Genomic DNA, 13,582 nt, shown 5'->3' on the forward strand with positions numbered 1-13,582 from the left:
AGCTCAACTACTGTTTGTTTAAATTCTTGATTATACCGTTTTTGACTCATGATTCGGACACAACCTTTCGTTAGTTTAATATTAATGACTTAACCAAGTTGTGTCCATAAATCTATACTACATCTACCGCATTATTAAAGTTAATTTAACATATCAAATAATAATTATTAATCTAAATTACACTAATTAGAAGATCCTCAATTTTCTTAGCCATTTCTTTAATATCATAGCCAGATTCTTTTATTCGATCAGTTACATCTATTCTTTCACTTTTACTAATTTTACTCATGATTTGTTCAGCCCAGTAAGTAGCTCCATAATCCAAACTAATAAAATTAACTAATCCGGTTATATCCGATTCGGTTGGTATCACATCTTTCGATACAAAGCAATCTAATCCAGCTGCTTGAGCTTCAATAAGTACAAAAGGTAATCCTTCATGTAATGAGGGCAAAACAAAAACATCCATTGCTTGAAGCAGTTTGGGTACATCTGAACGAGCACCAGTTAAAATTACTCTATCATTTAAATTTAATCTTGAAATTTTATCTTTTATCTCTGATTTCAAATCACCATCCCCAACAAGCATCAAAACAGAATTTTTTCTTTTTTCTTGTATTTTCCCAAATATTTCGATTAAAAATAATTGATTTTTAATATATGAGAATCTCCCCACATGTCCAACTACAATTGTATCTTCATTAATATTCAGTTCTTTTCTAATAATATCTCTAGTTTTTACATTATACCTATATAATTCGGTTGGTATTGCATTTGGAACTAACATGACTTTTCTATTTTTTAAAGCATCTTTACCAAAAATCCATTCAGCTGCACTGGTTGAACAAGTTAGAAGATGAGATGCAGCCTTACCAACATAAATACGGTTCAAACAATGCAAAAAATATCTGATATTTCTTTTTTTAACCTTTCCACCTGAACTATGGGCATGTGCAATTATTGATGTATATTTTAACAATTTAGCAAAAATAAAAGGCAGATTATAGTATAATACACTTAGATTGAAATAAACGATTTTATGTGTTTTTTTGCAATTTTTTAATACCCTAATTAAGTCAATAATATTACCTAATAAATTTACTCTTTTGGGAGTTATATAAAAAATCTCTCCTCCCAGCTTTTTTATTTCTTCCTCATAATAGCAATTTTCCCCAGGAACTACGAAATCAAATTGTATTTTTGTCCTGTCAATATTTCTATACAAATTCATTAAGTATGTTTCAACTCCTCCAATTCCCGTAAACATACCAAAAACAAGTACTTTAATCATAAATAACTCCTCTCTCGAAGGCGTTGAATGTTTGACAGTAATAAATTTTTTATATTAATAGTCTATTTTACTGCTTGTAATAGTTTTTCTTTTGCATATTCTAAATCAAGTTGATCGATACTAGGATTCCTTCTTTTATATATAATTTTTAATCCATTTAATTTGAATAATAATTTGTAGGATTGAATTTTAAAAATTTCACGAGTCAATAGTTTAAATCTTTCTGAACCAGTTACATATTTCTTTATTATTTCTCTATTTGTTTTGGACGTTGCTTCATACTTTTTTAAATCTATTTGAAGTGGATCACGATAAAATAATAAAGGTTCTTCAATTTTATAATAGCTCATTGTTTGAAAAGTCCTGCACCATAGTTCCAAATCTTCTGCCCTATTAAAATACGAATTATATTTATTCTTTAAAAACCACTCTGTTTTGCCAACTACTGTAGGATGAATAAACAATCCATGCTTAATTAAATCTGATATATTATAACTTTTTTTATTTGAAGTTCGTCTAACGCTCACTATATTGTTGCATTCATCAATGATAAATGCACTAGATCCCACTAAATCAATATCCTGATGATTTTCCAAATAATTAACTTGCTTTTCTAATCGTTCAGGCAACATAATATCATCAGAATCCATTCTCGCAAAATAAGGAGTTTCTGTCATATCAATGGCTTGATTTAATCTGTAAATTAATCCTTTATTTAATCCATCATCAATCAGTTTTACTTTTTCAGATAGATATTTTTTTGCTATTTCCATAGAAGAATCAGTAGAACCATCATTAATCAATAACAATAACCAATCTGTATATGTCTGATTTATAACAGATTTTATTGCAAACTCTAGAGTATCCTCATTATTATAAAATGGTATTGCAACAGTAACCTTCATTAATCATAACTTTCCTTTCATTCGGAAATTAATTTTCTGCATAAACTTTATTAGAAGTTATATACAACTCCTTACACATAACTTAATAATTATTCAGCTTATACTACTTTAGTTGAAATTAAAATAATTTAACGGTTAAAATCAACTATATATAATAATTTGAAGTAATTTATTTCTCTCTTTTATGAAAAAAAACAGAATAAACAAGTGAACCAAAATACAACCAAAACATTCGTGCATTATTTAAAGAAATTGCCATGGAACCAATTAGCAAAATAATTATTATATCTCTCAAAATACTTATTGTATTTACTGTATTTTTTATCTTTTGTTTTCTGTAACTTATCCATAAAATTGAAATAACATAAATAAAAAATACTAATGCTAGTGGTAACCCCCATTCAACAGCTAATTGTAGATAAGTATTATGAGCAATCGACACGGAACCAAACAAAGTATTGGCTAATCCTGAATAAGTTCCAACACCTATTCCCAAAATAGGAGATAGCAAAATTAATTTTATAGCATTTTCCCATGTGACTAATCTTCCAGAGCCATTTTCTGTTATAGATGAAGAAAAATCAAAAAAAACACTCTCAATTCTTAAAAAAACAGGAAATGTAACAGATAATTTTTGAAAAATTGTTTGGTAACTAAATGTCAAAATTGGAATAATAATTAATAATAAAAGTATTAATATTGGAACTTTCAATAAATTTTTTTGCAAATTATTTTTTATTGATATTAAATATTCAATAAATCTTATACTTGCATAAATTACTAAAGTAACCATACCAGTTTTAGAACCGGTTGTTACTACAGATAGAATAAATACTATCCAAATAATAAATTTACATTTTGTCTTTACAGTTCTACTTAAGTAAGCTAATGCTGTAATCTGTATAATTGAAAAATAATTAGGGTCATTCAAAAATCCCCTGAATCTTGTTCCACCAAAAAATAAAATCTCTGAAAGAAAATTTATTTTCAAAAAACTCCACACAATTCCAATAATTGCACAAAAAAATGCAACGATAGAATACCACTTTATCACTTTATCTATTGCTTTTAATTTGGCTATATTATAACCAATTATAAAGTACAAAAAGACCATAGCTAATTTTATATAATTACTAAAAACCGATTTTATTTCAGGATGATAACCAAGTGTTATTGGAACAAAAAAAGTTGAACTTATAAAAACACTAATTGATAATACAATAAAAAAAGCTAAATGTTTAATTGGAATCACTAATTTATTTACTATTAAGGATAACGTCAAAATACAAAAAATATCCGCTAACGAAGTATTTATACCATAAAAAATAAATGTTTGATTTAAAAAAATAGCCAATAAGAATAATGTGATAGTTAGTATCGATATCTGATCTTTATTTTTATTAATATCTGTTATTATGTTAGCCTCTTTAACAATCACATAAATTTCTCCTTAAATATTTGTAGTTTTACAAGTGTTTAATTATATAGACACTTAGAATATATATTTTTCATCTCTCCAAGGACATTCTTCAATTCATATTTTTCTATATTTTTTCTACTCTCTTTTCCAAAGTTTTCTCTAGTATTTTTTGAAACATAAAGTTCCTCAATTTTATTCACAAAACTATCCACATCGTCAATCTCGATTAAATAACCATTCTTACCGTTTTTCACCAAATCTCGATTACCTCTACAATTGGTTACAATTAAAGGTAATCCTGTTGCCATTGCTTCCATAACATTTACAGGTAAACCTTCTCTTCTTGAAGAAGAAACTGCAATATCAGATATTATCATAAGGTTGGGAACATCACTACGATAACCTAAAAATTCTACATATTCTTCCAATCCCAATTTACATACTAATTTATTATACTTTTCAAACATATTCCCATTTCCGACAAGTAATAATTTCATATTTGGAATTTTATCTTTCAATTTATAAACAGTTTTTATTAACAAATCCTGATGCTTATTACGATTAAGTTCCCCAACAAAAATCAATATAAAATTCTTTTCAGAGTAACCATATTCTTTCCTTAATTCTATCTTTTTACTCAATGTTTGAGGCGTAAACTTTGAAGTATTGATGCCTACTCCATTTATCATCTTTACATATTTTGAATTAAATTTTTCTTTAGCAATATTATAATCTTCATTATTAATTGTAATAATACAATCCGTATATTTAGATAACCATTTTTCAATAGGATAAAAGATTAACCAATTTTTAATTGGAGCGCCTTTAAAAAAGTGAAAACCATGTACTGTATAAATAACTTTAACTTCACTTAACTTTTTACAAGCAAGTCTTACACATGCCGAAGCAACAGGAGTATGGGTATGGACAATATCATATTTTTCTTGATGAATTAGTTTTTTTAATTTTTTATAGGCTTTTATATTTTCTTTACTTAAAGGAGAACGCTGGAATTCTATATCATATATTTTGCATCCCATTTTATTTAACTCTTCATTCACCTCTTGAACAATATTAAAGGCACAATGGACTTCATGACCTTCTTCAATTAACATTTTAATATGAGGAATTAAAAAACCATTTACTGTATTAGAAATTGTTGTAACATATAAAATCTTCATATTCCATTCTCCGTTTTAAATAGTAATATTGTAATATTACTATTCATCAAAAATTTATTATTTTTTAAGAAATTCATTTACAACTTAATTATTTATTGTTATATTTTCATGTCACTTAATTTTTACGATATAATGGAAAAAAGTTCGAAGCCTCATTTAAACTCTCCAAATTTTTTCTTATATTTAATAGTTGATTATATTTTTCCTCATTGAATATTTTCTTTCCAATCGAAAAAAAAGTATTGGAATTTTTGTTAAAGGCTTTTTTAAATTTATACAAACTATCTTCCTGACTACCAAGTCCCCCACCTAAATGGAATGTTCTATATCCATTCTCACAACCCCAACATGCTGCCTCATATAACAGCAAGTTTGTAGGTGCTAAATGTTGAAAATTTCGGTCTGATCCGGATAAATGATAATGCATCTGTTGATTAGCAAATAAAATAATCGACATTGCTATAATTTTCTCTTGATAAACTGCGTAGAATATTAAACTATTATATTTTAAATCGTTCAATATACTGCTATAAAACTCTTCACCAAAATAATAGTATTGGTCTGCATTATCCTTATCCATTGTGGCGTTATATAATTTAATAAATTCCTTAAATAATTTTTGATCTCTTCCCCAATAAATTTCTACACCTGACTTTTTAGCTTTTCTAATTACATTTCTATTTTTACTCGATATTAAATTCCAGATTGTCTCTCTAGAATCTAAATACATAGTAATTGTTTTACCTAATCGAGTTATATCATATATCTCTTTTAAAGAATCGCAATTATTCAGTACAGGATGGAAACGAACGAATTCAGAAACAATCCCTTGATTTTTACAGTAATTTGTATATTCATTATTTAATTTTTCAATACTTAACTGGTTTATATTACCTTCTATCAGAAATCCTCCATATCCATATGGAGTTGCAAAGTCAAAATATGTTTGGGGAGGTATTTTTGTGTTAAATAATGGAGATTCAGCTATGTCTCTTTTCATTACAACATTTAAAGCTCTAATTTGCCCATCTTGATAATAAACTAGATTCGGTTCTCCATCACCATGCATTTCAAATGCTTTTACATATTCAGGAAGATAATAAACATCATAGGTATCAAAACTTTTAACTATCTGTTCCCACTTATCCAATTCATTCATAGTAATTACTGTCAGTTCAAAGTCAGTAATTCTATTGCTTTCGTGAATTTCTTTCATACATCTCCACTTCCATATTCAAGAGAATTTCATTTCAAATATTCGATAATACATTTATTATTCTTTTCATATCATTCATATCATATCTTTGATCGCAAGGGATAGATAGAATAGAATTATAAATTTTTATTGCATTTGGGTTATTCCCTTTTCTAACTTCAATTGGAATTGGCCAATGAATAGGGCAATAAATCTGTTCATTTATTAATTTCCTACGTATCTCATCCCTATTATGTTCTATCAAAATCGGGAAAAACAATGGGCATTCATTTTTTCCTAAATAACTGAATAGAGGTTGTAAATAATCAATTTTCTTTAATCCTTCTACCAACGTCAGAAAATTTTCCCGTCGTCTCATCACTAATGATTCGCTGTTTAATGACTTTATTATTTTCATTGATAAGTCATCTATTGCGTAAGGTGTAAAATCTTTATCTAAAATTTCCTCAGCATCTGAAAAAAGCTTTAAAAAAATATTTTTCAATCCCGAATTGTTACTTTCAATATAATTTCTTTTGCAAATTAAAGCTTCTTTTCTTAATAATGTAAATTCATTATCATTTAATTCATCAATCAATTCCGTCTTTTTTATTTTTTTTGTTGATGATGCTAAGAATCCACCACTAGGAATTCCAAACCATTTTCGTATACTACCTATATAAAAATCATTTTCTTTAAATCTTTCAAAATCAGAGAATAATGTATGTGTTACATCTTCTATAATTACAGTGGATGTTTTTTTAAAATGCTGAATAATATCCAGTAGACTAGAATTGGTAGAAAAACCGAAGTAACCCATATGAAAAAATATACCGATGTTTTTGTATATTTCTTCATTTATGATTGGTGATAAATCTTTTTCAACATCATAAAAAAAGCACGTATATCCATGTTCAATGAAAGGTGATATTACTGAATCACAAATATAAGCTGGTAATAAAGCCGTTTTGTAATGAGGGGATATCTGTTTTAGTAATAAACTGATTGCCCCTCTACCTGATGATGTAAAAATAATATCTCCATAGTTTTCTAACCAACTCGGAGTATTGTTTATTCTTAAATTATAATTTAAATTTTCGAGCCAAAATTCGCTTCCAATTTCCTTAATCATATCAATTATCCCAGTATCTAGTTTCTTTTATTAAATCTTCATATTCTTCTCTCAAAATACCAACAATTAATTCATCATGATATGCATTTTGTTTAAAAACAGCTTTTCTACGGACCCCTTCAATTTTCCATCCACATTTTTTTAAATATAAAGCTTTTGAAGCTTCATTATAATCGATAATAGTTCCATCTAAACGATTTAGCTGTAATTCTTCAAAAGCATATTTCATAACAGCCATTACTGTATCTGTTCCTATCCCTTTTGATCTGAACTGCTTTCTTGCAATTTTAATTCCATGGAAAGCAGATCTATTCTTCCAGTCAATATTTACAATATTTGCAAAACCTATTGCGCCGTCTTCTTCTGTTTCGATTATTAACCGAAGATTGTTTTGCGAATTTATATTTGATTCGAACCATTTTCTTTGTTGTATTTTTGAAACAGGGAATGAGTATCCCCCTACCATTTTTTCAATTTCAGGATCATTTATCATTTCTCTTAATAATTCTTGATCTTCTTCTTCCATTGCTCGTAAAGTTACAATTTTACCTTTTATATTCATTTACTTTTTCACTCTCCATTATATTTTTTCTATAAATATGAAAATCTGGTGGGGAGTCAACACCACGTTCTCCTATGTTTTCTCGTTTAAATATTTTAACGATTGTACTTAAAACAATTTTCATATCACCTAAGAAAGTTATGTTATCAACATATTTCAAATCATAAAAAAATCTTTTTTCCCAAGTTGTATTATTTCGCCCATTTACTTGCGCTAATCCTGATAATCCTGGTCTTACAGAATGTCTTCTTCTTTCCTCTTCTGTATAATAAGGCAGATATTGAACTGCTAATGGTCTTGGGCCAATTAATGACATATCCCCTTTAAGAATATTAAATAATTCTGGAAGTTCATCTAATGATGTGGAACGTAATAAACGACCAAACTTCGTCAATCTCACACTGTCAGGAAGCAGTTCTCCATTTTCATCCCGCTCATCCGTCATCGTGCGGAATTTGTACATTGTAAAGATTTTTTCATTCAGTCCGGGCCGTTGTTGTTTAAAGATCACCGGGCTTCCCAATTTGATTCTGACAAGGAGTGCGACGATTAAGAAAACTGGACTCAATACGATAATGGCAATCAAAGATAATATAAAATCCATCGGTCGCTTTATAAATCTTTTATAAATTCCACCTTTCGAATTCATCTTTTTTTCCACAACTCCTTAATCGTTCCACACACTCTTTTCAAATCCTCATCCGTCATCTTCGTATCAGACGGCAGGCAAACACCGTTTTCAAATAATTTCGCTGCGACATCCGTTCCAAGATGGATATAATCATATTTTTCATAGTACGGTTGCAAATGCATTGGTTTCCATACAGGTCTTGATTCAATATTTTCTTTTTCCAACGCTTCAATGAGGTCGATTGGCCGGATATCGCCCGTCAATTGGATGGCGCTGAGCCAATAGTTGGGTTCGTTCCATTCGTGGATGGGCATGAACTCGATGCCGTCCAGTCCGCCCAGTTCCCTCTTATAAAATTCAAAGATATATTTTTTCTTCGCCACCCGGTCATCCAACACTTTCAACTGGCCGCGGCCAATTCCGGCAAGCACGTTGCTCATGCGGTAGTTGTATCCCAATTCGCTATGTTGATAGTGTCTTGCCTGATCGCGGGATTGGGTGGACCAGAATCGCGCTTTCTCAATTTTATCCACATGATTGGAAACAAGCATTCCGCCACCGGATGTGGTAATGATTTTATTGCCATTGAATGAGAAGATTCCGTAATCGCCAAAAGTACCTGTATGTTTCCCTTTGTAATATGCGCCCAAAGACTCGGCAGCATCTTCAATAATTGGTACATTATGTCTACGGCAAATCTCTAAAATTTTATCCATATCTGCCGATAAGCCATATAGGTGGACTACAATGACGGCCTTCACATTTGGATATTTTTCAAAGGCCTTTTCCAAAGCTTCCGGCGACATATTCCAAGTTTCCGGGTCACTGTCAATGAAAACCGGAATCGCATGCTGGTAGATGATCGGATTGGATGTCGCTGCAAAGGTAAGGGATTGACAGAATACAATATCTCCTTCACCCACTCCAGCCGCCTTTAATGCAAGATGCATCGCGGCGGTTCCGGATGAAAGCGCTAGCGCAGCTTTTGAGCCCACTTTTTCCGCAAGTTCCTTTTCAAATTGATTGACATTCTCTCCTAATGGAGCAATCCAATTGGTCTCAAAAGCTTCTTTTACATACTGCATTTCGTACCCTTCATCGCTCATATGGGGTGAAGAGAGATAAATTCTTTCTGTCATGATACATAGCTTCCTTTCCTACAATTAAATAATGGATAATTGAGTCGGTGTATAGTGGATTTCATCTTGTTCCTGAACAAGATCCCATTTTTTATTTGCCACATCAATCGTAATTCGTTTGATCTCGTCAGGATTTTTCAATGTTTTTAATTGCCCCAATAGCATCATCAACTGATGATGTTCCATGCAGTGGGCTTTGCCGACATGGATTTTCGGAAAGATGGATGCTTCCTGGATTTCTTCCGGATTGAGCAACTCTTCATACATTTTTTCACCCGGACGGATGCCGGTAAATTCAATTTTGATTTCATCTTCCGTGAATCCGGACAAGTGGATGAGATTTCGCGCCAAGTCCACAATTTTGACCGGTTCACCCATATCCAATACGAACACTTCTCCGCCTTTTGCCAGCGCGCCGGCCTGGAGTACAAGCCGCGATGCTTCCGGAATGGTCATGAAGTATCTTGTCATGTCCGGATGTGTCACCGTGACCGGTCCACCTTTGGCAATTTGCGCCTTGAATCGAGGCACCACACTGCCTCTGGAACCTAGTACATTCCCGAAACGTACCGCTGCAAAATTGGTGTTGCTCCGTTTTGCCAAGTCCTGGACCACCATTTCAGCGATGCGTTTCGATGCTCCCATCACGTTTGTCGGGTTGACGGCTTTATCCGTCGAAATCATGACAAAGTTTTTCACGCCATACTCATGGGCGGCATCCGCCACATTTTTCGTACCAAAAATATTGTTTTCAACCGCTTCGGTCGGATTGTATTCCATCAACGGCACATGTTTATGGGCCGCCGCATGGTATATCACATCCGGTTTATATTGTTTGACGATTTCAAACATCCGTCTGCGATCCCGGATATCCGCAATCACCGGGATTAATTCGGTTTGACTGTTTCCATGTTTTTCTTTTAACTCCATCAAGATGGTGTAGATGGAGTTCTCCCCATGGCCTAACAATATCAATTTTTTCGGATTGAAATTCATCACTTGCCGGCAAATTTCAGAACCGATGGAGCCCCCAGCGCCTGTAATCAGGATGGTTTTATTCGTCAATTTTTTCGAAATGGCATTCATGTCGAGTTTGACTTCATCCCGGCCAAGCAAATCCTCGATGTTCACTTCTTTCATATCACTGACGGACACTTTCCCCGTCATGACATCTTCAATATTCGGCATGATTTTCACTTTCGCATTTGTTTTAGCACAACGGTCGTATATACTTTTGATGCCAAAACGTCCTAATGATGGAATGGCGATAAAAATTTCCTCGATATTGTATTTTTTAACAATTTCGGGTATATCGCGGGTTGTGCCCTTCACTGTGACGTCCAGGATTTTTAAATGTTGTTTTTTCGGATCGTCATCCACAATCGCAACTGGCCGATATTCCGGATTCGGTGCCCGTTTCAAGTTGCGGATGAGCATCGCGCCGCCTTGTCCTGCCCCCACAATCAAAACCCGTTTCAAGTTGTCCACTCTTCGGAAGGATTCCCGGTCATTGAGCATTCGGACAATAAAACGGGATCCGCCAATCAAAATGATATGCAGCATCCATGTGACCATCATCACACGGAAATAAACATCATGATTGATGATGTATTGCATGAAGCTGGCGGTCATTACAGAAATGGTCACCGCAACACAAATGATAAGGAGTTCCCGGACCGAAGCCACACTCCACATCCGGTCGTATAAATGGAAAAAGTAAGCCGCAATGTGATGACTGATCAAAAGCGTTATGGCACTGAGTAATATTAATTTGTTGTCATAGACATTCAGTGTCGGATGCAGCAGCCAATAGCTGATAAAGATTGCTGATAGGACAATGCATGAATCGATGGTAAAAAATAGGAGATAACGCTTTTGATAGCTCATAAAAAGTCAACCTTCTTTCTAATAAATTTCAAAGGTGTAGATTATGCGATATTCTTAGATGTCTTTGATATGTATAACCGAGCATTTCAAGTGTTTTAATAGGATATCTTATGCTACTAGTAAACCGCTTGAACATGCACCCAATGTTCGTTCATAGAATGTGAATTCAAGTGATTAATTCATTCTATCATTTATTTCAACCGGTTTCCCTTGTTAATTATTTCATTTATTTCTTTGTGTAACCGTAATTCATATTTGACGATGGTGGATGTTCAGGTTGCGGATTGGTGTTATGTCGAAAAGCTGGTGTCATCCATTGAACAGACTTCTGAACCCGGCTTTGTTTATATGAAATCAATGCTCATCATGTTGATCCACAATGATGAGCAGCGTTTTGTATTTTTATTGACCATTTTGAAACCTTTGAAACTTCTTTTTCGTTATTTATGTTAAACGGGTTTCGAGTGTTTTTATTGAGCAAAGGCAAACCTTTTTAGTTTTCTATAAAATCGGTGGCTGAACCCACAGCGGCGGTAGTGATCTTAAATAAGGCCTGTCCACTAAACCAAGGATGCTTACGGATTGGTCAAAACCCATCCGTTTCGACAAATCCCATCACATAACGAGCCTCTATATAACAATCCGCGGAGCTGCGAATATTACTACCGTAAGAACAATGGAAATGTGAAATGAAGAATTTTCTGTCTACTCGAAATATTGGAACAATTTATGAGTTTTGATTAAAATTTCCATATCGTTAAAACGAAACTTTCTATACAATATTATATTATATATTTCTCTTGTATCAATCGCACCATTTTCTTAGTTATTTTCAGTAAGAAAGTCCAGGAATTTCGCACTAATCGTTCAAGATTCAACAAAAAAAAAAGAGAACCATTTCCCTTTGTGAATGTTTCATTCACATCCAATGTTTCTCTTTACTTGACATTATACAACACGTTTTATCAGAAATCTACCAATATTTTCATAAAATACTATGATTCAGGGGCATTTCCGGGTGGAAATTCAAAAATAATTTTAATGAACCACCTACGTTTTTCCTAATGTATAGGAGTAAATAGGCTTATAAAAATTACTGATTATTACTATTTTGATAAATACGTCCAGATGAAAAATTACTATTTTTGTATACATCTTTGTTAAACTTAACTACTAAATATTCGTAACCATCTCTACCATCTTTTTGAATTACAGCAGATGTTAATTCTGGAGCTTCAGTATCTTCTTTTACTTGAATTGCTTTACTAAATGCTTTAATACCTTCACCAGAAAGGTCAATAATTGCGTCTGCATCAATTGATACATTTCCATAACCAACTGATAATGGTGAAATAAGCTCAATGATAAACTTAGTTTTATCATTTTTATCTTGTTCCACTTTAGTAACCGTTTTTCCAGAAACAGTAACTGCAGCAGTGCCGAATTTTACAACTTCTTCACTAAATTTGATTTCTAATTTTTGTGGGTTAATTACTGTAATATCAGTTACTTCTGGAGCTTTGCCATCACTTTCACCTTTAGTAAGTGCAATAGATGCTGGGTTTGGTGATAAAAGATTGTTATTCCAGTCTACAGCTCCTACTAATTTTAATTCGATTTCTTTATTAGACTTAACTGCTGTATTTAGGTTAACCAATAGTTCACCTTTAAGTTGTCAATCAGTTGTATCAAGAACAATATCTTCTGTACCTGTAGTACCTACACTTAAAGTTGTTCCATCTGCAACATATTTAGCACTGAAGTTAGCACCAGTAAGGCTTTTAACAGGTTCAGAGAATTTTACTTTGTATTGTGAAGCATGAACTTTTTGCACACTAGCAATAGTTGGTCTATCTTGATCGTCTACTTTGATTACACCAGAGTTATATGCAGGTAGATATTCATTTTTTGTATTATCAGCTGCTAATACTTTATCTTTAGCAATAGATAATACATACTCACCGTTTATGTATTCAGTGGCATTAAGTGTGATTTGCTATTCCCATAAATTTTTGGAATAGAAAGAAAGAACTAAGCAAGCAAATTAAAAAGCAACCTCCCGAAAATAGAAATGGGGGTTTTAAGAAAATAATTAGTTGGGGATTTTTATAATGAGCATTTTGCACATTTTTCAACCCAAGAGTCATAAGGTTTTCTAAAGCATAAAAAAGGACTTCACCCCTTATTTGTAGAATTTTGAAGTGACCAAACCACAAAAATCCATAAGGAGGAAGTCACT

The 13,582-nt window shown here is 32.2% G+C and carries 11 protein-coding genes; all 11 read right to left on the reverse strand.

The window, feature by feature from the left end; genetic code table 11:
* Nucleotides 1-172 precede the first annotated feature (172 nt).
* A complete protein-coding gene (locus ACFPOH_RS12125) occupies nucleotides 173-1,291 on the reverse strand; it encodes a glycosyltransferase (protein WP_390309861.1) in 1,119 nt (372 codons plus the stop codon).
* 62 nt (nucleotides 1,292-1,353) lie between these two features.
* Nucleotides 1,354-2,196 (reverse strand): glycosyltransferase family 2 protein, encoded by an 843-nt coding sequence (locus ACFPOH_RS12130; protein WP_390309862.1) that lies wholly within the window; start codon nucleotides 2,194-2,196, stop codon nucleotides 1,354-1,356.
* 169 nt (nucleotides 2,197-2,365) lie between these two features.
* Nucleotides 2,366-3,634 carry an O-antigen ligase family protein gene (locus tag ACFPOH_RS12135; protein WP_390309864.1) on the reverse strand — a complete coding sequence of 423 codons (1,269 nt, stop codon included), beginning with the start codon at nucleotides 3,632-3,634 and terminating at the stop codon, nucleotides 2,366-2,368.
* 38 nt (nucleotides 3,635-3,672) lie between these two features.
* Nucleotides 3,673-4,797, reverse strand: a complete 1,125-nt coding sequence (locus ACFPOH_RS12140; protein ID WP_390309866.1) for a glycosyltransferase family 4 protein — start codon at nucleotides 4,795-4,797, stop codon at nucleotides 3,673-3,675.
* A gap of 115 nt (nucleotides 4,798-4,912) precedes the next feature.
* Entirely contained in the window at nucleotides 4,913-6,013 is a 1,101-nt protein-coding gene (locus ACFPOH_RS12145; RefSeq protein ID WP_390309868.1) for a lipid II:glycine glycyltransferase FemX, read from the reverse strand.
* Nucleotides 6,014-6,047: 34 nt separating this feature from the next.
* On the reverse strand, nucleotides 6,048-7,124 hold the full coding sequence (locus ACFPOH_RS12150) for a DegT/DnrJ/EryC1/StrS family aminotransferase (protein ID WP_390309869.1): 1,077 nt from the start codon (nucleotides 7,122-7,124) through the stop codon (nucleotides 6,048-6,050).
* A 1-nt stretch (nucleotide 7,125) separates the two neighbouring features.
* The gene (locus ACFPOH_RS12155) at nucleotides 7,126-7,686 is read right to left on the reverse strand and encodes a GNAT family N-acetyltransferase (protein WP_390309872.1); all 561 of its coding nucleotides are present in this window, start codon (nucleotides 7,684-7,686) and stop codon (nucleotides 7,126-7,128) included.
* Nucleotides 7,670-8,335: a sugar transferase gene (locus tag ACFPOH_RS12160; protein ID WP_390309874.1), complete on the reverse strand. Its 666-nt coding sequence runs from the start codon at nucleotides 8,333-8,335 to the stop codon at nucleotides 7,670-7,672. Before ACFPOH_RS12160 ends, ACFPOH_RS12155 begins: the two co-directional genes overlap by 17 nt.
* Nucleotides 8,332-9,456: a DegT/DnrJ/EryC1/StrS family aminotransferase gene (locus tag ACFPOH_RS12165; RefSeq protein WP_390309876.1), complete on the reverse strand. Its 1,125-nt coding sequence runs from the start codon at nucleotides 9,454-9,456 to the stop codon at nucleotides 8,332-8,334. Before ACFPOH_RS12165 ends, ACFPOH_RS12160 begins: the two co-directional genes overlap by 4 nt.
* 24 nt (nucleotides 9,457-9,480) lie before the next feature.
* Nucleotides 9,481-11,343, reverse strand: a complete 1,863-nt coding sequence (locus tag ACFPOH_RS12170; RefSeq protein WP_390309878.1) for a polysaccharide biosynthesis protein — start codon at nucleotides 11,341-11,343, stop codon at nucleotides 9,481-9,483.
* Nucleotides 11,344-12,436: 1,093 nt separating this feature from the next.
* The gene (locus ACFPOH_RS12175; protein WP_390309879.1) at nucleotides 12,437-13,000 is read right to left on the reverse strand and encodes a hypothetical protein; all 564 of its coding nucleotides are present in this window, start codon (nucleotides 12,998-13,000) and stop codon (nucleotides 12,437-12,439) included.
* Nucleotides 13,001-13,582 lie beyond the last annotated feature (582 nt).

This window comes from Ureibacillus suwonensis (assembly GCF_042655065.1).
GTDB lineage: Bacteria > Bacillota > Bacilli > Bacillales_A > Planococcaceae > Ureibacillus > Ureibacillus suwonensis.

What these genes read in the sequence shown, in the direction of transcription:
- ACFPOH_RS12125 (WP_390309861.1), bottom strand. Translation starts at nt 1,291, where the DNA reads ATGATTAAAGTACTTGTTTTTGGTATGTTTACGGGAATTGGAGGAGTT.
- ACFPOH_RS12130 (WP_390309862.1), bottom strand. Translation starts at nt 2,196, where the DNA reads ATGAAGGTTACTGTTGCAATACCATTTTATAATAATGAGGATACTCTA.
- ACFPOH_RS12140 (WP_390309866.1), bottom strand. Translation starts at nt 4,797, where the DNA reads ATGAAGATTTTATATGTTACAACAATTTCTAATACAGTAAATGGTTTT.
- ACFPOH_RS12145 (WP_390309868.1), bottom strand. Translation starts at nt 6,013, where the DNA reads ATGAAAGAAATTCACGAAAGCAATAGAATTACTGACTTTGAACTGACA.
- ACFPOH_RS12150 (WP_390309869.1), bottom strand. Translation starts at nt 7,124, where the DNA reads ATGATTAAGGAAATTGGAAGCGAATTTTGGCTCGAAAATTTAAATTAT.
- ACFPOH_RS12155 (WP_390309872.1), bottom strand. Translation starts at nt 7,686, where the DNA reads ATGAATATAAAAGGTAAAATTGTAACTTTACGAGCAATGGAAGAAGAA.
- ACFPOH_RS12160 (WP_390309874.1), bottom strand. Translation starts at nt 8,335, where the DNA reads ATGAATTCGAAAGGTGGAATTTATAAAAGATTTATAAAGCGACCGATG.
- ACFPOH_RS12165 (WP_390309876.1), bottom strand. Translation starts at nt 9,456, where the DNA reads ATGACAGAAAGAATTTATCTCTCTTCACCCCATATGAGCGATGAAGGG.
- ACFPOH_RS12170 (WP_390309878.1), bottom strand. Translation starts at nt 11,343, where the DNA reads ATGAGCTATCAAAAGCGTTATCTCCTATTTTTTACCATCGATTCATGC.